The organism is Vibrio sp. R10-SG3-ISO3 (assembly GCF_059834225.1).
Map to the genome: position 1 here is coordinate 1 of NZ_JCBDHE010000039.1, position 23,954 is coordinate 23,954.

Sequence of the window (23,954 nt, forward strand, 5' to 3'; positions counted from 1 at the left end):
GCTTTATCGCTGACTGTTTTGACGCTCACCGGTGTAAGAGGATGTGGGGAAGGTGTCTTTACCGCGTGCATGAGTGTCCTCGTCCCGTGGGTTTTCTTGCGCCTTTGATGGCTTGGGCCAACTGATGAATGTGCGTTTTGGTATGATTGGCGGTTAAAGTAATGCGTAGCCGCGCGCTGCCTTTGGGTACGGTTGGCGGGCGAATGGCGGTCAACCATATACCTTGCTGTTTCAGCTGTGAGGCGGTGGCCACCGCATCGTCACTCTCGCCAATCAGCCAAGGCTTGATGGGTGTCGGCGTTGCCACGTATCCAGGTTCGTCACTAAGTAGTTGATCGTACAGTGCCGTCAACTCAGCTAGCTTATCTCTGCGCCACTGCTGCTGCTCTATGATCTCGCTCGCTTTATGAAGGGCGACCGCTTGCGCCCCGGGCATGGCTGTCGAGTAGACATAATGGCGAGCAAATTGCGTCAAGTAATCGGCCAATTCGTCATGACACAGAATCGCCGCACCGGAGAGACCAAACGCTTTACCAAAGGTGACAATCAACACCTGTGGTTTGATGCCCGCATGTTGGCAGCTGCCGCGTCCACCTTCGCCGAGCACGCCGATACCGTGAGCGTCATCAACCGCAAGCCATGCCTGTTGCTCTGTGAGCTCGCTGATCCCTTGCAGCGGCGCAAGATCGCCATCCATGCTAAACACCCCTTCGGTGATAACAAGGGTCGCAGCTTCAGGATCGATGCGGTTCAATACCTGGCGCAAATGCGCCATATCGTTGTGTTTAAAGCGCTTCATGGTCGCAGGACAGAGTACCCCTGCTTCCATCAAGGATGCGTGGTTGAGTTTGTCTTGAATCAGCACATCGTCTTGCTGAAGTAAACTCAATAGCAGCGCTTGATTAGCGGCAAAACCGGAGCTGAACAGCACCGCTCTCTCATAGCCTAGCCATTTACACAGCCGCTCTTGCAGCGCTTGATGTGCGCCGCCATGACCTGTCACCAATGGCGATGCGCCTGAGCCATTGCCATAGACGGTAATGCCTTGCTGCCAGGCTTGCCCAATAGTGGCGTTCGTCGCAAGACCAAGATAGTCGTTGCTGGAAAAATTCAAGTATCGGCGCTCGTTATCAGCAATCTCCACCTGATTGCCACCGTGCGAAGTGCGTGTCTGACGCAGTAAGCCCTGCGAGCGGCGCTCGGCCAGCGCAGCGCGCACGCGAGAATCAAACGCTGGCATCGTAGAACAGGTCGTCTTTGGCTGGACGAGCCGCCACACGTTCCACAACGCGATCCAGCAGATCGTTCTCTTCTATTTCATCCGGCTTTTGCGACACCTGTTGACTGTTGATACCCAGCTTTTTGAACAGCTGCATATCTTTGTCTTCCGATGGGTTTGGCGTGGTCAGCAGTTTGCAACCATAAAACACCGAGTTGGCCCCGGCCATAAAGCACAGTGCTTGCATCTGCTCGTTCATATTTTCACGTCCAGCAGAGAGGCGTACTGCAGAGCGCGGCATCATAATGCGCGCAATGGCAATTAAGCGGATGAAATCAAACGGCTCGACGTCCTCGACCTCTTCCAGTGGGGTCCCTTTGACTTTGACGAGCATATTAATCGGCACACTCTCTGGGTGTGTCGGCAGATTAGCCAGCTCAACCAGTAAGCCCGCTCGGTCATTGGCGCTCTCACCCATGCCAATAATGCCACCGGAGCAAATCTTCATGCCTGCGTCACGCACGTGTGACAGAGTGTCCAGTCTATCTTGATAAGTGCGAGTAGTAATGATGTTGCCGTAGAACTCTGGCGAGGTATCTAAGTTGTGGTTGTAGTAGTCAAGACCAGCCTGTGAGAGCTCTTTCGCCTGCTCGGCCGTCAACATGCCCAGAGTCATACAAGTCTCAAGCCCCATCTCTTTGACGCCTTTGATCATCTCGGTGAGATGAGGCATATCGCGCTGTTTGGGGTTCTTCCATGCCGCGCCCATACAGAAGCGTGTGGAACCCGCACTTTTCGCTTTTTGCGCGGCATCGAGTACCCGCTCGACTTCCATCAATCGCTCTTTTTCAATGTCAGTTTGGTAACGCGCACTTTGCGGACAATATTTGCAATCTTCCGGGCAAGCGCCGGTTTTGATCGACAGCAGGGTACTCACCTGCACGTGATTGGCCTGCTGATAGTGGCGATGGACGGTTTGCGCTTCAAAGACTAAGTCCATGAATGGCTTTTCCATGAGCGCACGGACTTGCTCGACAGTCCAGTTATGACGTACTTCCACCTGCTTTCCTTTTTATTATTGGATTGATTTCTCGCCAGTCTACTGACACCATACGCACTGTCAACACAATAAAAACACGCAGGTTTACATCTGCTTAATATTTGAACTTTGATTTATTAAGGAACTTTGATGGATCTCGCCTTTGATCGCCGCCATATCTGGCATCCGTACACTTCTACTCTCACACCTCTGACCTGCTACCCTGTTCGTAGCGCAGAGGGTGTCTATCTTGAATTAGAGAGCGGTGAGCAGCTGGTCGATGGCATGTCGTCTTGGTGGGCTGCGATTCACGGCTACAATCATCCTGCGTTAAATCGTGCCGCCCATGAACAAATTGACACCCTCTCTCATGTGATGTTTGGTGGCATCACCCATCAACCGGCGATCACCTTGTGTCAAGCGCTGCTTGAGCTCGCACCGGATAATCTTGAACAGGTGTTTCTTGCCGATTCTGGTTCGGTGGCGGTGGAAGTGAGCCTAAAAATGGCGCTGCAATATTGGCATGCGAAAGGCGAGCCGCGCTCAAAGTTTCTCACCCTTCGAGATGGCTACCATGGCGATACCTTTGCGGCGATGTCGGTAACTGATCCTGACAACTCCATGCATTCACTCTATAAAGGCTTTCTGCCTGAACACATTTTTGCTCGCTCGCCTCAAACAGGCTTCTGGCAAACGTGGCAACCCAGTGATCTGGACGATTTTCGTCAACAGCTCGCTAATCATCATCAAGAAATAGCGGCGGTCATTCTTGAGCCCATAGTGCAAGGTGCGGGAGGCATGCGCATTTATCACCCAGAATTTCTAAAAGGCGTACGCCAACTGTGTGACGACTATGGCGTGCTGCTGATATTGGATGAAATCGCCACCGGCTTTGGCCGCACAGGCAAGCTGTTTGCCTGCGAACACGCCGAGGTTCAGCCAGACATCCTCTGTGTCGGTAAAGCGCTCACCGGCGGTTACATGACGTTATCCGCCACGCTCACCACTCGCCACGTTGCTGACACCGTCTGTTCGGGCGAAGCCGGCTGCTTTATGCACGGCCCGACTTTTATGGGCAACCCCCTCGCCTGCGCCGTCGCAAGTGCCAGTATGGACTTATTGAAAACCGGCGAATGGCAAACACAAGTTGCGGGCATCGAACGTCAATTTGCTTCGCTGCTGCCGAGACTAAAAAAATATCAAAAAGTCAAAGACGTGCGCTGGCTCGGCGCGATTGGTGTGGTAGAGACGACGACAGCGGTGGATATGGAAAACATCCAAGCGCATTTTGTTGAGCAAGGCGTCTGGATACGCCCATTCGGACGTCTTATCTATATGATGCCGCCGTTTATCAGCGAACCTAAGCATATTGAGAAGTTAGTAATGGCAGTGGAGAGTGCGCTGGGGAAAGAGGTGTGTTTTAGGTAGGTTGTGGGTTGTGGGTTGTGGGTTGTGGGTTGTGGGTTACGATAATTTACCGATTTGTTTGGTCGGTCAAGTGCTCGTAACCCTTTATGCCATTTAGTCTTGGTCAATCATCCAGCGGCGGAAGGCTTTGCGCTCTTCGGTGGAAGATTTTAGGTACCAGGCTTTAAGTTGGTCAAGGTTGTTGGTGTCAACCATTTGAGGGGCGACTTGTGGGGCTTCAGCCATATCCGTCATAGCGGCGGCGGTAACAGCGGTTGCGCTGACGGCGGCGACAGGTTTATCGACGAGCGAACCTTTGTCGAAGTAGATTCCGCGCTGCTCATTGTATTCTGCCAAAGATGCCTTAAGTCCAGAGAAAGGTAGAAATCCAGTTTTACCTTGTATTATCCCCTGTGTATATTCAACTTCATTGCCATCTATAAATAATCGCCATTCAGGATTAGGGGATTCAAAAACAGCCCTCGCCTCCATAGAACTTCTCGCGACAGGATGATCAATAGTAGCCTGGTCACCGGACATAGTAAAAGTTAGGACATAAGGCTTAGAAGTAAACACGTCACCGCTAGAGCCCTTTGACATATTTTTATCCATTCTGACAACAATTTGTGTGTAACCCTCTTTAATGGAATTCACTCCGATCTTATTCTCTGCACTCTGACCATTAATATATAGAATACTCACTCCACGCTTAGGTGTGAGCGTTGCAGCATGACTGGAATGTGTTGAGGCAACCACCAAAAACCACATAAAAATATAAGCTCTCATCCTTTCCCTCTGTCATTTGTATGGATAACATGAAATAAAGCCACCCGAAGGTGGCTTTATGATTCCTAAACTTCTTAAGCTAAATGATTAGAAAGAAGCTTCAACACCGATTGCTAGACCAGTGTTGTCATCAACACCTTCTTGATCTAGACCACCAACTTCTGCATAAAGCTTAGTGTTTGGTGCTACAGCGTATGTTGAGTTAACGAACCAACGGTCTGCTTCTTTAGTCTTGTCGTCGTGAGAGCCGATTGAGTAACCAGCTGCAAAGCCAAGTTTACCTAGACTGTAATCTGCAGCAAAAGACACGTTGCTGTTATCAGAGTTAGCAGCGTCTGCTGCAACTGCGTAGTAAGCAATAGCTAGGCTGATGTTTTCAAGGCCACCGTATACAGCTTCAAACGCGTAAGCAGTATCATCTTTTTGCTCTGCGCTGTCGTCTGCATTGTACTGGGCAAAAAACGCAGATAGGTCAAAATCAGCTACACGGTAGCCAACTCGTGCATCGTAATATGTATCCTGAGAACCACGTTGCTTGGATTCTGAAGAGATTTCACCTCCATCAAGCAGTAGGCCTTGATCAAGTTTGTTTTGTACGAAACCTAGGGTTGCGTATAAATCACCGTTGTCAAAATCATAACGTACTGCTTCGTCAGAGCACTCATCTGTCGCTGCTTCAAGAAGAGAAGCAATACCAAACGCTTCATCAGAGCCGATACCTAGATCATCAGCAGCAGTACATAGGCGACCAAATTTAATTGAGCCAGCCGTCTTGTGGTACGCAGCTACATAGGTGTCACCGTTACGCGTAATTTCTGAGTTAGTGCTTTCTGAACCGTCGAACTCCCAGTATGCACCGACTGTCCAGTCATCGTTTACCATGTAACGGATGTCAAAGCCGAAATCAGCGTCTTCGATGCGTTGCTGCATTTGGCTTGAGCCAGTTACGTCGTTGCGGTAAACAACTTCAATATCACCTTTCAGGTTTACTGAAACACCATCTTGGTTGTACACCTCAATCGCCGCGTTAGCAGACGAAGCCGCCATAAGTACTGCTAGAGCTACTAGAGTCTTTTTCATAATAATCCACTGCCTTTTCTATAGAATGGGAATTCCCTATCCGGTTCCCTTTATGTTTTAGAAGATGACTCAAACTCTTTATTGGTCCGATGTCATCGCCACTAAATTTCGAGGTTTAGATTGCAAAAGATTCCCCTAAGTGTCAAATGTTCTAAACCACACAACTAAAAAAACATAAATTATTTTAAAATCATATGTTTACATATAAAGCTGCCGTTTTTTAGACCAGGTTCATAAAAATATCTCCACGCCACAGGTCTTACCAAAACCGTTAACATTTAGACTTAAACGCCAATTAATCGATAAAATTAAGTAAATGACAGAATATAAATCTACCATTTGTGATTATTTGGAGTGATATATATTTTACAATTAGAATTAATTATAAGTTCTTGAAGGTTCAGTTTTTTTTTGTGAAGGAGATCTAGATTTGGTCATTTGAGATTCTATTTCGTGAACTGAGTAGCGTTTAGCAAACTGTGCTATCATCCGTCGCCCATAGCGAAGGTCCCCATATGATTGCCAGTAAGATACAAAATTCTATCCGCCACAGTTATCAATCTCTCCAACATCAGTTAGAAAACTTCGTTCCTCGCCGAGCACAAAACTACTTGGTCGCAGAGATCGCCAAAACATTATGTGGCGAGTATCACAAATCTAACCGGATGATAGTTGCAGAAGCGGGGACCGGGATTGGCAAATCACTCTCCTATCTGATGGCCGTGATACCCGTTGCGCTGTTCAATAATCGTAAAGTGGTCATCTCCACCGCCACCGTCGCGCTGCAAGAGCAGCTCATCAATAAGGATTTGCCACTATATAGACGCCTCTCTGATCGTGAGTTCTCCTTTATCCTCGCCAAAGGCCGAGGCCGTTATTGCTGTGCTGAAAAGCTCTACACCGCGTGTGGGGCAGACGGCGGGCAGATGGCGATGTTCGACAGTAAGCCGAAGAAAAAAGAGGTTGAACTGCTTGAGCTCATGCACACCAAGTTGGCACAAAACAAATGGAATGGTGACCGTGACGCTTGGCCCAAGCCAATTCCCGACCACTTGTGGCAAATGATTGTCAGCGATAAGCACAGCTGCAACACCAGTTTACCTGCGCATCGCCAGTGTCCGTTTCAAAAGGCCCGTGCCGAGCTTGATAAGGTCGACGTGATCATTGCCAACCACAGCTTGGTGATGGCCGATGCCGATCTCGGGGGTGGCGTGATACTTCCAGAGCCTGAGAACACCTTTTATGTGTTTGATGAGGCGCACCACTTACCCCACGTCGCGCGCGATCACGCCTCTGCCGCAGCCAGTTGTAAAGGCGCTGCCAGTTGGCTAGAAAAGCTCAATCAAAGTGTGACCAAATTTGCAGGCCTTGCCGATGAAAAGCGCGTCGCAAGGTTTAAAAATGAGTTGCAAGACAGCATTGCGCAGCTTATTCCAACCTTGGCGAAGCTCCCCGCACAGTTTGATACTCAGGCGTTTGAAGATCGTCATTATCGCTTTGAACATGGCGAGCTGCCCACTTGGCTATTTGAACAGGCCAAAGAATTGAAGACCTATTCGGTCAAAGGTGCTCAGGCCGTCGCTAAGGTGGCGGATCTGATTTCAGAACGCGTCAAAGACGGCGAAATTGCGAACCGACTCGCAGAACCCGCGCTCGCTGAGCTCGGTTTTTACATTCAGCGTTTTGACAATCTCGCCCAAGTTTGGCGCTTAATGGCCGAGCCCACGCGTGAAAAAGGCGCACCTTTAGCGCGTTGGTTATCACTACATCCGGAACGCGAAGGCGACATTATCGTCAATGTCTCGCCGCTCGAAGTGGGTTGGCAATTGGATCAACAGATCTGGAGCCGCTGCGTTGGAGCGGTACTCACTTCCGCGACTCTTCGCGCGCTCAACTCATTCAGCTTTTTCTGTCGCCAAGCTGGCGTGAGTGAAAAAGAGGAAGACGGTGTGCGCTTTCTTGCGCTCTCGTCGCCGTTTGACTACGCCAACCAAGCCGAATTGGTCATACCGGCAATGAAGATGGAGCCCCAAGCGCCACAGTTTACTGAATATCTTATAGAGATATTGCCTAACTGGATTGAAGACAAACAGGCCAATTTGGTTTTATTCTCCTCCTATTGGCAAATGAACCAAGTCGCAGAAGCGCTGAGTAGCGAATTTGTTAAAAAGGGTTGGGCGCTGCAAATTCATGGTCAAGAGTCGCGCTCTGAAATCCTAAAAAAACATAAAACCCTTGTGCAGTGTGGCAAGACGAGCATTCTGTTTGGCACTGGCAGCTTCTCAGAAGGGCTGGATTTACCGGGTGACTTGCTGACCAACCTGGTGATCACCAAGATTCCGTTTGCGGTGCCGACCTCCCCTGTGGAGCGCTCCCATGCAGAATACATCGAGCGCAAAGGCGGAAATCCGTTTATGCAGATCTCGGTACCCGAAGCGAGTAAAAAGCTGATTCAGTCTGTCGGTCGCTTGCTGCGTAAAGAGCGCGATTCTGGTAGAGTCGTCATCCTTGATCGCAGACTGGTCACCAAACGTTACGGGAGTGCGCTGTTGGACTCACTTCCTCCATTTAAACGCACCATTAAATAGTGGTGCGATTGACACCCATAACTTACAAGCGCGTCAAGCATATAAAGAAGAATACACATTATGGAACTTTTTGAGCCAACCATGTTGTTGGTGTTGGCACTGGTTGCTTTTGTTGCTGGATTTATTGATGCCGTCGCCGGCGGTGGCGGCATGTTAACGGTGCCTGCTCTCCTGTCGCTCGGCCTACCGCCGCACATTGCGCTCGGTACAAACAAGTTAGCGGCGACCTTCGCATCATCAACCGCCGCGTTTACTTACTACCGAAAGCGCCTGTTTAAACCTGAATGTTGGCTAAGAGCGTTCTTTGCCACCCTAGCAGGGGCAATCTTAGGCACCTTGTTTGTTGATTTCATCTCAACCGAGTGGCTTGAAAAAATCTTACCGCTGATTATTCTGGCAGCGGCTGTCTATACTGTTTGGCATAAAACACCGAACGCAAAAATCAATGAATCGCCACCACCTTGCCCTGTACTACATAAAAAGCAGATAGGCCAAGGTTTGATTCTAGGCTTTTATGATGGCGTTGCCGGCCCCGGTACTGGTGCGTTTTGGACCGTGAGCTCAATGGCGCTCTATCGCCTCAATATTTTGTTGGCTTCTGGTTTGGCCAAGGCGATGAACTTTACCAGCAACTTTACGTCATTGGTGACATTTGCGATTTTGGGTCACATCGATTGGGTACTAGGTCTGACGATGGGTGTCTGTTTGATGGCTGGTGCGTTCGTTGGTGCTCATTCCGCGATACGATTTGGCGCAACGTTTATACGCCCAGTCTTTGTTACGGTCGTCAGTGTGCTCGCCGTCAAACTGGCGTTTGATGCGTGGTTTATCCCTGGTTAACGCAATGAATAGATTCGATTCGCTAAAGCAAACCTTAGAGAACCTTGCCCTGCAAGCCGCGGGGCTTGATCGCCAACGCGGTGAGCACCACCTACCGCTGTTTGATGAACGGCTGTTTTCCTGCCGAGCCAAACTGCTTGTTCCCTGCGTGACAGAAACACAAGCCACATTGACGTCGATTTTGCGCGAAGAACAAGCGGGCAAATTGACCACGCACCGAGCAGAATACCTCGGCGAGCGTTTACTGTCGCAAATCAGTGCCATTGAGCGCGAATTGGCCACCACCTCAATCCGTAAAAACGAACCTAAGCACAAAAGCTATTATAGAAAGCCCATCAACGAGCTCTACCAACAACTGGCGCAGCATCAAGAGTGGGAACGTCGCTTAAAAGAGATGGTGAGAGATAAAGAGCGTGCACTGCAAAACGCCTCATCGTTTGCCCAAGCACAAGCGCAGCAAGCGTTACTGGCTACCGAGCAGCGTCTAAAACGGTGCCAAGAGTCTAAGTTGAAAATCGAAAATCAAATCACCTATCGAGAGAGAAACCAGTAATGTCTAGCCAAGAACAGTCAGCGGCAGCAAACAGCGGGCTTGAAAACGCCCCCGAAGAGATCAAACTGGCGGTAGATTTGATCTATTTATTGGAGAGCAATGAGATCGATCCTCATACTGCTTTAGCCGCTATCGATATCGTAAAAAGCGATTTAGAGCGAAAGTTGGCACAATAAGGTCAACGCCCTGACTTCAAAGACTTGCTTTCTTGCTTATCGACTAATCGCTGGATAAAACAAAAACGCGCTCGGTGATGGGATTCACCGAGCGCGTTTTTCTCAATAAGAGATGTATGTTCTTTGATGCTATACCTTAAATTGATTGACCAGTTGCTGCTGATTTTTCGACAGCTCACTGATCTGGCCGCTGACCGTTTCTGACTCTTCCGCTTGAGACAAAATTTGTGCGCTCAGATCGCGGATATTAGCGACACTTTGATTCACTTCGCCTGACACCGACTGCTGCTCTTCTGCCGCTTTAACAATCTGATTGTTCATATCGTTGATGGAAGCGATCGCGCCAAATACGTGATTAAGCTCTTGTACCGCCTGTTCAACCTGGCTGGCAGAGTGATTGGCGAGCTCATTGCCCTCTTGAATCGCAGACACCACATCTTGGGTGCCCTTCTGCACACTTTCGATCACTTTGCGAATTTCACCGACTGAGTCTTGGGTACGGCTGGCAAGATTACGGACCTCATCGGCCACCACGGCAAAGCCACGCCCCTGATCACCCGCGCGCGCCGCTTCAATCGCAGCGTTGAGCGCCAACAGGTTGGTTTGCTCCGAAATGCCCTCAATCACAGTCAAAATTTCCGTGATGTTGGCGTTGTTCTTCGCCAGCTCTTCCACTACGGGCACCGCTGCGGTCATACGTTCAACCAGATGTTCCATTTCATGTTGCGATTTTTCAATCACTTGTTGACCGACGGTTGCCGCCTGATGCGCTTTATCCGCCTCTTGCACCGCAATTTCTGCGTTTTGTACCACAAGGCCTGCGGTTTGCGTCATCTCTTCAGACGCCGTCGCGACTAAGTCGACCTCTTTAAACTGGGCGTCACTGCTGCGTCTCGTGCCTTGGGCGGCCACTTTCGATTGTTCGGTTGTGGTCCCTACTTGCATCGTGGTATCAATCACATCACGAATAATGTGTTGCAGCTTTTCCAAAAACGAGTTGAAACCCATGGCGAGCTGACCAATTTCATCCGCCGATTTCACCTCAATACGTTGGGTAAGATCACCTTCACCCGACGCGATATCATCCAAACGCGCCACCACGTCACGAATCGGTTTCACCAAGCGATTAGCCATAACACCAATCGTAAATAAACCAAACAGCACCAGGACCGACCCCGCCAACAGTTCGGTGGTCACGCTCGATTCCACTTGCGCCGTAATGGTCGCGTCAAGGTCATCGGCATCGGCCAACACACTGTTTCTTGGCATATCAAACAATACGCCCCAGGTTTGATTCGCCACCATAATCGGTGCGAACACCGTCATCCAGTCACCGCTTTCGCTCCACTGTGTCACCACTTCTTGACCCAAGAGCAACTCTCGTAGCGCTTCACTGCTGTGCATGTCGCTCTGATAAGGTTGACCAATGGCCGCGTCAGGCGCGTCACTGGCGATCAAAGAGCCATCAAAGCTAACAATATTGACGCTGCCATCGCCCGAAAAGAGTTTGCTATCCGCATCGGCCACCACCTCTTTCAAGGCGTCGAGACGCAAATCAATCCCAAAGAAACCAATGCTGGTGCCATCAAGCATAATCGGTACCGAAATCGAGGAGGTTAAAAATGTTTCCTCCTCTTGAGTAATCAAACGTGGCGTAGTCACACACGCTTGTGCTGTGGTCAATGGACACTCAAAGCGCTCACGATTACTTGGGTCTAAAAGCAGGGCTTCACTGAGCACGCTGTTCACCACATTTTCACCATTTTGCGCGGTGATCCAGTAAGGCGCAAAACGGCCCACTTCATTTGAACCGACATACTCAGCATCAACGTAATTGCTGTCTTCATTGTCGAGCATGTCCGGTCTAAAGACCAAATACGCCCCTTGAATCGATTCAAAGTCCATCACCGAACGACGAACCATTTCATCCAATGCGGTACGCAGCTCTTCACTGTCACCAAAGTTTTCTTCGGTATTGCGCTTTAAGAACATGGCGCTGGAGGCCAACATTTCTGCGCGGTAGAGCGCTTCATTGAGATACTCCGCCACCTCAGTACCGCTGAGTAGAGCGCGCGTTTGCAGCAACTGCTCGGATTTATCGATCACCGATTCCGCGCTTTGCGCTTTGATCAATTGTTGATTGGATAAAGCGTTGTAGACCGAGAAGCCAATTAAAGAGAGTGACGTAATGAGGAGACAGCAGCCAGCGAAAAGCGTGATCTTCCATTGAACCGAAAGCGTTCGCATAATACATCCTTATAAGCAAACTTGTTGATAGTTTTGTTCAATCATTACAGCATATTGAACTTGATTATCAATCAAAAGTTTAAGAATTTGTTACTATCGCTCGGAGGAAGATGCTGAACGCTTGGCATTAGTCAGCCAAAAGTGGAAGTGTTACTATTCAAAACCAGTGGATTTAGACTGCAAAAACGAGACCTATTCAAGCAAGGATTATCAATGAAAGTCATCTCTTTTAATATCAACGGCCTTCGCGCCCGCCTTCATCAACTGCAAGCCATTATTGATAAGCATCAACCTGACGTGATTGGTCTTCAAGAAATCAAGGTGCATGATGAAGCTTTCCCACTCGAGGATGTGGAAGCGATGGGCTATCACGTGTACTTTCACGGTCAAAAAGCGCACTACGGTGTGGCCATGCTGTGTAAGAAAGCGCCGATTCACGTGCAAAAAGGCTTTCCGACCGACAATGATGATCATCAAAAACGCATGATCATGGCGACGTTTGAAGACGACGCGGGAGAGAAAGTGACCGTCCTCAATGGTTACTTCCCTCAAGGTGACAACATCCACCACGAAACCAAGTACCCGTATAAGCGTCAGTTTTATCAAGATTTAATGACCTACTTGAACGAGTATCACAGCAGCGACGAGCAATTAATCGTGATGGGTGACATCAATATCAGCCCACTGGACAGCGATATTGGTATTGGTGAACCCAACCGCAAACGTTGGTTAAAAACGGGCAAGTGTTCGTTCCAACCAGAGGAGCGCGAGTGGCTTAACACCTTGATGGATTGGGGATTGGTCGATACGTTCCGTCAGGTTCATCCGAGTGTCGACGATCGTTTTTCATGGTTTGATTATCGCTCTCGCGGTTTCGATGATAACCGTGGTCTACGTATTGATGTGATTCTAGCTACGCCAAGTTTGGCGCAAAAATGCGTCGAGTCGGATATTGATTACGAGCTGCGCGGGATTGAAAAACCGTCTGACCACGCGCCTATTTGGTCGACGTTTAAGTAAGCGGACTGACTAGGATAAAGAGCTGGGTAAGCCGACGTTCCAAAGCCGCCGATTGAAAATAGCAGTGAAAAAAATCCGGAGCATCAACTCCGGATTTTTTGTTTCTAACGCCACATTTTGAGTAGTGACGTTACGATAAGCAGCGGTTAGATAGCGATAAAGTCGGCTTTGTAGTCTGGGTTAACATCCGCGTCGTAATCCACGCCTTCAACACCAAAACCAAACAGTTTCAAGAACTCTTCTTTATACTCGACGTAATCCGTCAGCTCTTTTAGGTTTTCAGAGGTGATTTGTGGCCATAGGTCACGGCAGTGTTGTTGGATGTCGTCGCGCAATTCCCAGTCGTCTAAACGCAGGCGGTTCTTCTCATCCACTTCTGCTGCGCTGCCATCTTCTTTGTAAAGACGCTGGCTGAACATGCGGTAGATTTGTTCCATACACCCTTCGTGAACGCCTTCCTCACGCATCTTCTTAAAGACCATAGCGATATAAAGCGGCATAACAGGAATCGCAGAACTCGCTTGAGTCACAACCGATTTCAATACTGCGACATTCGCGCTGCCACCGGTTGAAGAAAGTTTCTCGTTCAGTGCTGCGGCTGCGCGGTCTAAGTCCATCTTCGCTTTGCCTAGCGCACCGTCCCAGTAGATCGGCCACGTCAGCTCAGTGCCAATGTAGCTGTAAGCGACGGTTTTGCAGCCATCAGCCAGCACGCCGGCTTCAGAGAGGGCATTGATCCACAATTCCCAATCTTCGCCACCCATTACGGTGACGGTATCTTTGATCTCTTCTTCAGTCGCAGGCTCAACGCTCGCTTCGATGATCACATCTTTGTTGGTATCCACCGCTGTCGATGTGTAGGTTTCGCCGATAGGCTTGAGAGAAGAACGAATCACTTCACCCGTCTCTGGCATTTTACGTACTGGAGAGGCCAGTGAGTACACCACCATATCGATCTGACCTAGGTCTTGTTTGATCAGCTCAATGGTTTTTTCTTTTGCTTCGTTTGAAAACGCGTCACCGTTCAAGCTTTTTGCGTAAAGACCCTCTTCACGGGCGAGTTTTTCAAAAGCGACAGAATTGTAGAAACCGGCTGTGCCCGGCTTTTTCTCTGTGCCTTCTTTCTCGAAGAACACACCGATGGTTGAAGCGCCGCCACCAAATGCCGCTGCGATACGAGAAGATAGACCGTAGCCACTCGATGCGCCCACAACCAGTACACGCTTAGGTGCGTTCTTGATTGGACCTTGCGCCTTAGTGTAAGCAATTTGTTCTTTTACGTTAGCTTCACAACCCACTGGGTGCGTTGTTGTACAGATAAATCCACGAATTCTAGGTTTGATGATCATATTCAACTTCCTTAACAAAACCCGGCTAGGATAAAAGGTTCAACGCCAGATCGCATCTAATTTCTGTAAAAATGTCGTGAAAAGGCAAGTGGTTGGATCACTTCCTGTCGCTTCTCTCTGTGGTATCCAAAGCATTTTACTGAGCAGAAACAGCAGAGGCACCGTGACGGTGCCTCTGAGTAGTAAGAGCGGTGACGTGCTTTATTACGCCACGCTATCGAGCTTTGGCTTCGCACCCTCTTGATGGGTACGAGTCTCGCTGAAATCGTGGCTAAAGTGGTCCACTTGAATGGCGCGGTAACGCAATTTATCCGCGGCCAAGATCTTATCCACTTCAGCTTGAGTCAGCACGCCAGCGTCTAAGGCTTGCGCTAATCGCTCGGTCAGCAGCCCTTTACGAGCGACGACACCGTCTTTAGCTGCACGCATCAGTTTGCGCTCTAAGCTCTTCACCCCATACATGGCAAGGAACGCGTTTTCCATCAAGCCGACACTGTCATCCGCGTCTTTGCCAATGTAGCAAAGGTGAGTGAGGCGATCACGGTGCGCTCCTGGTGTCATCAGACTTTCTGCCAGTTTCACAGTAAGCTGATCACTTGGCTTGGTGTAGCGATTGCCCAGTGGGAAGATGATCACTTTCAGCAAACGCCCAACCGCTTTTTGTGGGTAGTTGGTAAAGGCTTGCTGCAATGACTGCGCCGCGTGATACAAACAGTGCTGCACGGCGTAGTGTACGTAATCGAGATCTTGCTGCTGGCGACCTTCATCTTCGTACTTTTTCAGTGCCGCAGACGCCATGTAGAGATACGCCAGTACATCCCCTAAGCGTGCAGAGATCATCTCTTTACGTTTTAAATCGCCGCCCAGTGTTGCCATTGCGATATCCGCACTGACCGCCAACGCACGGCTGAGACGCGTCATCTCTTTATAGTATTGCTGCGTTGGCCCGCTCATATCGGCTTTGATAAAGCGAGAGCCGGTGAGCGCCGCGCCAAACGCGCCGAAGGTGTTGCCCATCGCATGTTTGATGTGTTTGAACAGCAAATCATCAAATTGCTTCGCACCCTCTTTTTCATCTGGGTTGGCGGCCGCTTCCATTTCTTTCAGTACGTATGGATGACAACGCGTCGCCCCTTGACCAAAGATCATCAGGTTACGGGTCAAAATATTCGCACCTTCCACGGTAATAGCGACCGGCACACCGAGATAGTGCGTAGCAAGGTAGTTCATCGGGCCGTCTTGAATAGCGCGGCCTGAGTGAATGTCCATCGAATCATTCAAAATAGTACGGGCCATTTCCGTCATGTGGTATTTGGCAATCGCCGTCACAATGCCCGGTTTCTCTTTCAGATCCAACGAGGTCGTGGTGAGTGTGCGGCTCGCTTCTAGCAAGTACGTCAAACCACCGATACGCCCTAGCGCTTCTGCAACCCCTTCGAACTTACCGATCGACATACCAAACTGCTTACGCACGTAGGAATACGCGCCTGTAGTGCGTGACGTCAGATGGCCAATCGCAGTGCCAAGTGCTGGTAACGAGATACCGCGACCTGCTGATAAACATTCCACCAGCATGCGCCAACCTTTACCGGCGTAGTCTTGGCCACCAATGAGCCACTCCATAGGAATAAAGACATCTTTACCGCGCGTTGGACCGTTCATAAACGCCAAACCTAGCGGGTCGTGACGCTCACCGATTTCCACCCCTTTGTGATCCGCCGGGATCAACGCACAGGTAATGCCGAGCTCTTTTTCATCGCCTAGCAGGCCGTCTGGGTCATACATTTTAAACGCAAGGCCAAGTACCGTCGCAACGGGCGCGAGAGTGATGTAACGCTTGTTCCAGTTGAGGCGAATACCGAGCACCTCTTTCCCTTCGTGCTCGCCGTAACAGACGACGCCATCATCGGGAATGCCACCGGCATCTGAACCCGCTTCCGGGCCAGTTAGCGCAAAACACGGAATGTCGGTACCATCGGCAAGACGTGGCAGCCAGTAATCTTTCTGCTCTTGCGTACCATAGTGGGACAACAGCTCACCCGGACCTAACGAGTTTGGCACCATGACCGATACCGCTGTACTGATACTGCGAGTGGCGATGCGCGAAACGATGGTTGAGTTTGCCAATGCAGAGAATTCACGACCGCCATATTCTTTCGAAATGATCAGCGAGAAAAAGCGCTCTTTGCGTAGGTAATCCCACACTTCTTTTGGCAGATCGCGATCTTCTTTGACGATCTTGTGGTCATTGAGCATCGCCAACAAGGTTTCGAGCTCATTGTCCATAAAGGCTTGCTCTTCCGCTGTTAGCGTTGGTGCAGGATATTGGTGCAACTTACGAAAATCAGGACGGCCTGAGAACAACTCTCCGTCCCACCATACGCTGCCCGCTTCCATGGCTTCTTTCTCTGTGCTTGATAGCGGCGGTAGTACTTTTTTGAACATTTTGAAAGCTGGGTCGCTGACCCATTTTCTTCTTAGAGAGCACATAATCCGATCCTTTTGTTCGCGTTAGGGTGTTGAACTTATTGTTAGTGTTATAAATGCTTTGTTGATGTTAAAAATGCTTTATTGGTCTTAAAAACCTTCGCTATTACTCGATTTATTTCGCCGCGACGCCCGCAGCCAAATAAGGAATCAGTTGGTCAACGACGGACTTGGCATCCATCGCTTTGCCGTAATCATTTTCAGCGATCTCTAGCAGCGCTTGACTCGAAGCCATAGTGAACACGCAGGTGCCGAGGGTAAAATGCAAACGCCAGAACAGCGCTTCTTGAGTCAACTCAGGGTTGGCTTTCATCACCGATTGGGTAAACAGTGATAACGTCTCTTGGTAACGTGTGGTAATGAACCAACGCAAGTGACCTTGCACATCGGTATAACCACGCCCAATCAGCAACATAAAGCGGCTGGTGCCGTTCGGTCTTACATCGTTTAAGTTTCTTAGTGGCGTACGCAGTGACTCAAACACGTCTGACATTTCATACGTATCATTGAGATTTAAGTTTATTAGCGCATCTTGCACTGAGGGCATAAAAGCTTCGAGATAACGGTTTAGCACTGCACGTACCAAGGTTTTCTTATCGCCAAAGTGATAGTTGACTGACGCGAGATTCACTCCAGCTTTGCTGGTAATGGTACGAAGAGACGTGTCATTGAAACCATGCTCAGCAAACAACGCTTCCGCTACATCTAGGATTTTCTCTTTCGTCTTATTTCTCGCCGACATTTTAAAGCACTCGTATTAAACAACTGTTTGAAATATACATCCGAAACATTTAACTAACAACCAATTAACATCACATTTTTGCGCTTTGGTCTGACCAGATAAAAAAGTGTGAAAGTAATTCATTGAAACGTAAGAGAGATTTTTCCTTGCGAACAAAAAAGTGTGCAAAGAAGAAAAAAGAGAGGAAATTTATTGAACTGTTTGGGCCGTCTCCGGTCTGAATAGGTGTAGTGAGCAGAGCATTCGAAGTTTACAGGCCGTCAAACTTGTTTCCTTTCTGAACCTACTCATATGCTGCTTTTTCTTATTAACTCCTATGTTTTATGTATCCGCCCAGAGACCTTTTACTCTGGGCTTTTTTTATCTTTTACGCTCAAACCGACCAACAAGACTTTTTAGAGCTAGTTTTATACAATACGCCTCTTTTTGACACCCTGCACATTAGACCATGAAACTCAGCGATACGCCCGTCACGCAACATCAAGTGGCTTCGATCCCCTTTTTTCTCAAGCGAGACGATCAACTGCACAGCCACTTCTCTGGTAACAAGGCACGCAAACTGATGTCAGTACTGAGCGGCGAGTGGCCAAAGGTGAAAACCTTGATTGGCTATGGCAGCGCACAGGCGAACTCCGCCTACTCGCTTGCCGCGCTTGCTGCAATAAAGGGCTGGGCGTTTGAGTTTTATGTCGATCGTATCCCCGCATGGCTAGAGCAGCAGCCGATGGGCAATTATCGCGGCGTGTTGGAGCTCGGTGGGCAAATCATCGCCGTCGGCGATTCAGGGCTAGAACCCACGAGCTACATCGAGCAAATCCGCCAACCTGATGAAACCTGCTTAGTGATCCCCGAAGGCGGCCGCTCTACTCTGGCAGAGCCCGGTGTGGCAGGACTGGCGCGAGAAATTCTCTCTTGGACTCGTTATCATCCCGAGCACGAGTTTGTTGTCGCCCTACCTTCCGGGACCGGTACCACGTCGCTCTATCTGCAAAAAGCACTCAGACCGCACGGCATTGAGGTTCTGACTTGTCCGTGTGTGGGTGGGAGAGCCTACCTCGAAGCGCAGTGGCGAGCATTAGGTGAAGAGGTGTTTCCCACGGTTCTTGAACTCGAACAAAAGCATCACTTTGGCAAGTTGTATCAAGCTGACTATCGGATGTGGCAGCAACTGCTGGCCGACACCGATGTTGAGTTTGATCTGCTTTACGATCCCATGATGTGGCGCTGCCTGCTCAGCTGGTACCCAAATCACCCGCAAAAGACTATTCTCTATGTGCATCAAGGGGGATTGCTGGGCAACGAAAGTATGCTGGCGCGTTATCAACGCAAATTTGATGGTGTTTTAAGCCAACGCATCCCCTAAGTTCATCATCAACCAAAGAGTAAAAGGAGCGCAGCGATGCGATTGTGCACTCAAATTCTAAGTCTGTTGTTGGCTCTCGGCATGACTTATCCTGCGTTGGCAACCGTCATCACAACGCCGGGTAAACCGGTTGTCGGCGTCAACGCTTCGCGCCTTGCTGAGCGCGTCTGCTACTACCAAGACCAAGCCTACTCATTGGGCGCCGTGATTGAAGTCAAGGATCACCTGCTGCGCTGCTCGAAAGCCAACGACTTTGAGAGCAATGGCGCGCTGAAATGGCAAAGCCTTAATAGCCAAGACGAAAGTAAAAGCGAGCAACCTGACGCTGACGCGAACAAATCTAAGCGTTATTCGGTCAACTAGCTCTGTGACGCCACTGCGCTGGATTCAGAGTGCGCAGGGCGAATCACCACACAAGCGGTATGACGCTGCTTGCCAAAACCGATGATCTGCGACAGCGCCGCTTTGCTGACCGTCACGTGCGCCGAGCCAACGGCATCCAGCTCAGATTCAGCGTGCGGATCATGAATGAAAAAGAACTGCTCGCTCATCCCACTCAGTACCACCCAGTGCGGCTCTTTGCTGCCATTAAAACGATAGGTGCTGATTAACAGCAAAATACTAGCCCCTTCTTCCACCCAGCGCTCCAACTGACTCTGTGACGGTGGAGAGTCGATGATATCCACGTCCTGCTCCGCCAACTGTTGGCAAAAATCCTGATGAACAATTTCAATCACTTGCTTCTTGTTGTCATCACGCACACTGTCGATAAATGGCGTTGACTGGGATTGGCTCCACAGCTCGACATGATACCCGCGTCGTGCCGCTGCCAGTGCCAACCCATGACCACTGCACCCACCGTGGCCTGACGCCATGAAAATCGTCGTCGCCTCGCGCCACAATTGCAACTCGGCACTGCGTGTCAGAGGTTGTGATTTATCGAAATGCGCAAAAGCCATTAGCAGCGACGCCGCGCCACAAGTAAATGGCGTGGTTTGCACATAAAGTGGCATATTTAACAAGGTCTTAGGTCCGTAATGACTTAAGCGTTTTTGCATTTTTAGCCCATCACACAAATCGTCGTAGTAATGGATCAGCAGCTTGAGGGTTTTATAGCCCAATTTCTTGTATAAATTTATCGCGCCTATATTGTCTTCGCGCACTTCTAGTCGTATTGTTGTGAAGCCTTTTTCGACGGCAGCGCGCTCACACATTTCGATTAACGATTGTGCAATATTTCGTCCCCGGTACTGCGGCATCACCGCGATGGAATAGAGTCTCGACAGTTGTGTTCCTTGGTGAAACAAAACTAATGCATAGCCAACCACCTGCTCATCGCACTGTGCTACGAACAAAGAAGAATGTTCAGATTGGATGAACCTTTTCATCTGCCGTGGTGAGATCCTATCACTGGAGAAAAGTGACTTTTCCAACTGATTTAACGCACTGAGATCTGTGATTTTCGATTGGCGAAAATTCATGTGATACCTTCAAAAAAAGCTTATGCTAGTGTTTACCCATCATAGCGTTATCATTAAGGAACAAGATAGATGGCAAACTTATTAATTGTCGCCGACCAAACCAGTGATTGGCAGCAATATTTCCCGTCAGAACAAGTGGTGAGCGTGGCGCAATACCTCGACAGAGATTGGCAAACCACCCAACGTAATGTTCAAGTGGTCAACCTATGTCGCGATTACAGCTACATGAGCAGTGGTTACTACTGTTCGCTGATGGCCGAGGCCCGTCGTCACCGAGTGATCCCGACGGTCACTGCTATCAATGATATTTCTCAACCCCTGTTGATGTCATCTAATTTCCTCAAGCTGAGTAAACTGCCGAGTGACTTAACGACCTTGTCTTGCAAGATCTATTTTGGCCGTACGCAACAAGCAGGGCTTGAAAAACTTGCCCGTCAGCTTTTTGAGCAGTTTATGATTCCGATCATCGAGCTCAAGATGACCAAACATCAAACGCAGTGGCAAATCGAATCAGTGGCGGCTTTCCCGTTCCAAGAGCTAGAAGATCAAGAAGAAAACTTCTTTATCGAGTCGCTTGAGCTATTCTCAGACAAAGTTTGGCGCAAACCCAAGCAGGTGAAAAAATACCGCTATGACCTCGCAATGCTGGTCGATGAAGAGGAAAAAATGCCGCCATCGGATGCCTCTGCATTGAAGCGTTTTAAGCGTGCAGCGGATCGCTTGGGGATGAACCTAGAGACGATTGGCAAAGACGACATTTCGCGTCTTGGCGAATTTGATGGCTTGTTTATTCGCGCGACCACCAACATCAGCAACTTCACCTACCGCTTTGCCAAGACCGCCGAGAAGCTCGGCCTAGTGGTGATGGATGACTCTGAGTCCATCATGAAGTGTACCAACAAGGTGTTTTTGACTGAGTTGTTGAAAAACAACAAAGTCCCTGCGCCTGCAAGCGTGATTTTGAATCGCTTTGACCCAGACTGGCAAGACGATTTGCTGAGCGAGTTGAGCTTTCCTATGGTGCTTAAGATTCCAGATGGCGCCTTCTCTCGCGGTGTGGTGAAAGTTAAAAACCAAGAGGAGCTTGAGCGCGAAGCGGCGGCGCTGTTTGAGAAAAGCGCATTGATTTTGGCTCAAGCCTTTATGCCGACCGACTTTGACTGGCGAATTGGTGTTTTGAACCACCAAGCGATTTTTGCCTGTAAATACATGATGAGTCGTGGTCACTGGCAAATCTACCAACACCACAACAGTGGCCGTGTTTCATCTGGTAGTTTTGAGACGCTCGATCTTAAGCAAGTGCCAAAGAATGTCGTCGATGTGGCGGTCAAAGCAGCGAATCTGATTGGTCATGGTTTATATGGTGTCGACTTGAAAGAGATCGACGGTCAAGTCTACGTGATTGAAGTCAATGACAACCCGAGTATTGACCATCATGTTGAAGACGCTTTCCTTGGCGATCTTCTCTATGACCGCCTGATGACGGAGTTCCTGCGTCGTATCCAAATGCGCGGCTTCTAACCTATATCATCCGATCATTCGTATCAAAGCTTAATATCCTGCCTAAGTCACTCCGGTGGCTTAGGCATACTCCATCACATTGTCTTTCGCCATCGCATAGAGCTTTTTGTAATTGCTGTTGTTGCGCTCTTGTGCTGACATTTGCGCATGGACCACTCGATGGCAATCCGCCAACAAGTTAAATACCTCTCGGTAGTTGCGAATTCGAATGCGGTTATTGGCGAGTAGCTTGATGATCGCCAAGCTCACTTTGTAGGAGTTCGGCATTAGGGCTTTGAGCGTCGCGTATTGCTCTAAGTATTTCTCGCCTTCTTTTTCGTCGCGTTCGTTCCATTGCGCCATAATGCTTTTCACTCGCTGAATTTGGCGCTGCTTATCTTTGAAGCGGCTTTCAAAATTTGCCCACATGACGTGCTGGCTCTTCTTAATATGGGCAATTTGCTCGTCTCGAATCGCCATTTTGGCCTGCTGTAAGAGCACGGGAATGTCGTTAAACAGCGACAGGTGCTCTAGTAGATAGAGCCAATGAAAATAATCATAGAAATGCAGTGGCTTATCAACGGTGAGCTCAGAGATGAGCGACACGGCACTGCGCATATCTTGCGACAACCAATGAATGTGCACATGCAGCAACGTCACTTGCACATCAAGATGACGACACTTTTCAAGCTCATCCAACTTACCATTGATGAGGTAGCGCTGAGCTTCAAATACTGCGGGCTTATCCTCATCAACGGCTCGATAGAGAAAACTGCGGACCGTGTTGAGCGTGATGTATTCACTTTGACGGTAGGTATTTTCGTTCTTTTCGCTGTAGCGCTTAATGTAATAAAACGCGTCGTCATAATGAGCAATCGCTAGCGACAGATTGGAGAGAATCAGCTCGCGCTCTGTCCCTGCCTCAAGCAGGTTGGTGGCCAATTTTAAATGTCCTATCGCCCCCTCTATGTTGTCGTTTCGCACACACACCGCCGCCATCCCATCATGGTAGTAGGGATTATTGTCTTGATTCGACAAGGTGCTGAGTACATCCCTCGCCATATCAATCTCTTCTTGTTCAATCAGCACTTTGCTCAATGCGGTTTTCACGCTGTCGCAATCATATTCATCGAGCAGCGCGCGATACTGCTGGGCCGCATCCTCATATTGACCTAACTGGGCATAGCATTGGGCTTTCAGATGGTCCAGATGACGCCCATACTGCGGGTGAAACGGGTGCAGCTCATCACATACCTCTAGCGCGTGTTGGTATTGCTTGTCATAAATAGCGGCATAGACACTCGCCAGTGCCTTTTTCCGCTTGAGACCGCTGTAAAGACGCGCAGAGAGAAAGGGCTTATTGAAGGGCTTAAGCCAATAATCATCCGGGTTACAGTCAATGATGGTACGCACGATTTGCGGTTGGTTTTCACCGGTTAAAAAGGCGAAAAAGAGATCGCTTTTGAGCAGTTGTAAGTGATGCAACTCTTCGAGCAGTTGGTAGCCGTTGATCTGGCTATTGAAGTTCACATCACAAATCACGATGTCGAACGCAATCTGCTTGCAGTGATTAATCACCTCATTTGGCCGATAGGCACAAACAACGTTGCTGCTATCAAAGCCAATCTCTCTTAGGATCAACAAGATAGAGTTGCACACTAAACGCGAGTCATCCGCGACCAATACTTTAAGCTGGCTAACATTGATCCCATTCATGGCCCTGCATCCTCCGATGTCGGCATCGATTGCCAGTTCACGACATGCTCAATGCTTTGGCTTAGGTTTCGTGAAAATAGGATAAGCGCCGGCTCACCCTGCGCCGGTAGAGAACTGGCTTGCAATAAGTGATGCGCCTCACTCGCCAATAAGTGGTGACCCACCATCGCCGCGCCGCCCTTGATCTTATGCAGCAAAGCGCGAACAGCCGCGACATCCTCCCGTTCAAGCGCTTGCGTTAAACCGGTGGCGTCTTCTTGCATCACATCGATATAGCACTGCGCCATCATCGGCCTTGTGCTTGGCTCAAAGGCATCTAGCCACGCCGTGTGATCGTTAGGCTGGATTTGCTGCATCACCT

Annotated in this window: 20 protein-coding genes; 9 read left to right on the forward strand and 11 right to left on the reverse strand. The window is 49.3% G+C overall.

From position 1 onward, the window contains the following. Positions 1 to 58 precede the first annotated feature (58 nt). Together bioF and bioB are read right to left on the reverse strand one after the other, a co-directional pair. Positions 59 to 1,240 (reverse strand): 8-amino-7-oxononanoate synthase, encoded by a 1,182-nt coding sequence (gene bioF, locus AC6R1A_RS09095; protein WP_500633532.1) that lies wholly within the window; start codon positions 1,238 to 1,240, stop codon positions 59 to 61. Continuing rightward, positions 1,227 to 2,279 (reverse strand): biotin synthase BioB, encoded by a 1,053-nt coding sequence (gene bioB / locus AC6R1A_RS09100; protein ID WP_500631640.1) that lies wholly within the window; start codon positions 2,277 to 2,279, stop codon positions 1,227 to 1,229. The genes bioF and bioB overlap by 14 nt, the downstream gene beginning before the upstream one ends. A 129-nt stretch (positions 2,280 to 2,408) precedes the next feature. On the opposite strand from bioB, the gene bioA reads away from it, so the two are divergent. Beyond that, positions 2,409 to 3,686 (forward strand): adenosylmethionine--8-amino-7-oxononanoate transaminase, encoded by a 1,278-nt coding sequence (gene bioA / locus AC6R1A_RS09105; protein ID WP_500633531.1) that lies wholly within the window; start codon positions 2,409 to 2,411, stop codon positions 3,684 to 3,686. Positions 3,687 to 3,779: 93 nt separating this feature from the next. Here bioA and AC6R1A_RS09110 read toward each other — a convergent pair whose 3' ends face one another. Both AC6R1A_RS09110 and AC6R1A_RS09115 read right to left on the reverse strand, forming a co-directional pair. After that, a complete protein-coding gene (locus tag AC6R1A_RS09110) occupies positions 3,780 to 4,451 on the reverse strand; it encodes a DUF2057 family protein (protein ID WP_500633530.1) in 672 nt (223 codons plus the stop codon). 87 nt (positions 4,452 to 4,538) lie between these two features. Next, positions 4,539 to 5,531 carry a porin gene (locus AC6R1A_RS09115; protein ID WP_500633529.1) on the reverse strand — a complete coding sequence of 331 codons (993 nt, stop codon included), beginning with the start codon at positions 5,529 to 5,531 and terminating at the stop codon, positions 4,539 to 4,541. A 515-nt stretch (positions 5,532 to 6,046) separates the two neighbouring features. Between AC6R1A_RS09115 and dinG the strand changes: the two genes are divergently transcribed. The 4 genes from dinG to rsmS are packed head-to-tail and all read left to right on the forward strand — an operon-like array spanning position 6,047 to position 9,688. Then, on the forward strand, positions 6,047 to 8,119 hold the full coding sequence (gene dinG / locus AC6R1A_RS09120) for an ATP-dependent DNA helicase DinG (RefSeq protein ID WP_500633528.1): 2,073 nt from the start codon (positions 6,047 to 6,049) through the stop codon (positions 8,117 to 8,119). 60 nt (positions 8,120 to 8,179) lie between these two features. After that, complete coding sequence (locus tag AC6R1A_RS09125; protein WP_500633527.1) at positions 8,180 to 8,959, forward strand: sulfite exporter TauE/SafE family protein; 780 nt, start codon at positions 8,180 to 8,182, stop codon at positions 8,957 to 8,959. A gap of 4 nt (positions 8,960 to 8,963) precedes the next feature. After that, positions 8,964 to 9,512 (forward strand): primosomal replication protein, encoded by a 549-nt coding sequence (locus AC6R1A_RS09130; RefSeq protein WP_334550813.1) that lies wholly within the window; start codon positions 8,964 to 8,966, stop codon positions 9,510 to 9,512. Next, positions 9,512 to 9,688: a pleiotropic regulatory protein RsmS gene (rsmS, locus tag AC6R1A_RS09135; RefSeq protein WP_500633526.1), complete on the forward strand. Its 177-nt coding sequence runs from the start codon at positions 9,512 to 9,514 to the stop codon at positions 9,686 to 9,688. Before AC6R1A_RS09130 ends, rsmS begins: the two co-directional genes overlap by 1 nt. Before the next feature lie 129 nt (positions 9,689 to 9,817). Here the strand turns inward: rsmS and AC6R1A_RS09140 are convergent, their stop codons facing one another. Beyond that, positions 9,818 to 11,935: a methyl-accepting chemotaxis protein gene (locus tag AC6R1A_RS09140; protein ID WP_500633525.1), complete on the reverse strand. Its 2,118-nt coding sequence runs from the start codon at positions 11,933 to 11,935 to the stop codon at positions 9,818 to 9,820. A gap of 213 nt (positions 11,936 to 12,148) precedes the next feature. On the opposite strand from AC6R1A_RS09140, the gene xthA reads away from it, so the two are divergent. Continuing rightward, positions 12,149 to 12,955, forward strand: coding sequence for an exodeoxyribonuclease III (gene xthA, locus AC6R1A_RS09145; RefSeq protein WP_500633524.1), 807 nt, complete (start codon positions 12,149 to 12,151; stop codon positions 12,953 to 12,955). 146 nt (positions 12,956 to 13,101) lie between these two features. On the opposite strand, the gene fabV is transcribed toward xthA, so the two are convergent. The 3 genes from fabV to psrA all read right to left on the reverse strand — a co-directional run bounded on the left by fabV (position 13,102) and on the right by psrA (position 17,533). After that, on the reverse strand, positions 13,102 to 14,304 hold the full coding sequence (gene fabV / locus AC6R1A_RS09150; RefSeq protein ID WP_334550818.1) for an enoyl-ACP reductase FabV: 1,203 nt from the start codon (positions 14,302 to 14,304) through the stop codon (positions 13,102 to 13,104). 204 nt (positions 14,305 to 14,508) lie between these two features. Then, entirely contained in the window at positions 14,509 to 16,794 is a 2,286-nt protein-coding gene (locus AC6R1A_RS09155) for an acyl-CoA dehydrogenase (protein WP_500633523.1), read from the reverse strand. Positions 16,795 to 16,906: 112 nt separating this feature from the next. Continuing rightward, positions 16,907 to 17,533, reverse strand: coding sequence for a TetR family transcriptional repressor PsrA (gene psrA, locus AC6R1A_RS09160; RefSeq protein ID WP_334550821.1), 627 nt, complete (start codon positions 17,531 to 17,533; stop codon positions 16,907 to 16,909). 448 nt (positions 17,534 to 17,981) lie between these two features. On the opposite strand from psrA, the gene AC6R1A_RS09165 reads away from it, so the two are divergent. After that, the gene (locus AC6R1A_RS09165) at positions 17,982 to 18,896 is read left to right on the forward strand and encodes a 1-aminocyclopropane-1-carboxylate deaminase/D-cysteine desulfhydrase (RefSeq protein ID WP_500633522.1); all 915 of its coding nucleotides are present in this window, start codon (positions 17,982 to 17,984) and stop codon (positions 18,894 to 18,896) included. Positions 18,897 to 18,932: 36 nt separating this feature from the next. Beyond that, positions 18,933 to 19,259 (forward strand): DUF1496 domain-containing protein, encoded by a 327-nt coding sequence (locus AC6R1A_RS09170; protein ID WP_500633521.1) that lies wholly within the window; start codon positions 18,933 to 18,935, stop codon positions 19,257 to 19,259. Here AC6R1A_RS09170 and AC6R1A_RS09175 read toward each other — a convergent pair. Next, complete coding sequence (locus tag AC6R1A_RS09175; RefSeq protein ID WP_500631653.1) at positions 19,256 to 20,377, reverse strand: GNAT family N-acetyltransferase/peptidase C39 family protein; 1,122 nt, start codon at positions 20,375 to 20,377, stop codon at positions 19,256 to 19,258. The two genes, AC6R1A_RS09170 and AC6R1A_RS09175, sit on opposite strands and share 4 nt — an antisense overlap. 69 nt (positions 20,378 to 20,446) lie before the next feature. Here AC6R1A_RS09175 and AC6R1A_RS09180 point away from each other — a divergent pair, with 69 nt between their 5' ends. After that, complete coding sequence (locus tag AC6R1A_RS09180; protein ID WP_487902368.1) at positions 20,447 to 21,898, forward strand: RimK family ATP-grasp domain-containing protein; 1,452 nt, start codon at positions 20,447 to 20,449, stop codon at positions 21,896 to 21,898. Positions 21,899 to 21,958: 60 nt separating this feature from the next. Here AC6R1A_RS09180 and AC6R1A_RS09185 read toward each other — a convergent pair whose 3' ends face one another. Together AC6R1A_RS09185 and AC6R1A_RS09190 are read right to left on the reverse strand one after the other, a co-directional pair. Beyond that, positions 21,959 to 23,593, reverse strand: coding sequence for a response regulator (locus tag AC6R1A_RS09185; RefSeq protein WP_500633520.1), 1,635 nt, complete (start codon positions 23,591 to 23,593; stop codon positions 21,959 to 21,961). After that, the gene (locus AC6R1A_RS09190; protein ID WP_500633519.1) at positions 23,590 to 23,949 is read right to left on the reverse strand and encodes an Hpt domain-containing protein; all 360 of its coding nucleotides are present in this window, start codon (positions 23,947 to 23,949) and stop codon (positions 23,590 to 23,592) included. Before AC6R1A_RS09190 ends, AC6R1A_RS09185 begins: the two co-directional genes overlap by 4 nt. Positions 23,950 to 23,954: the final 5 nt, after the last annotated feature.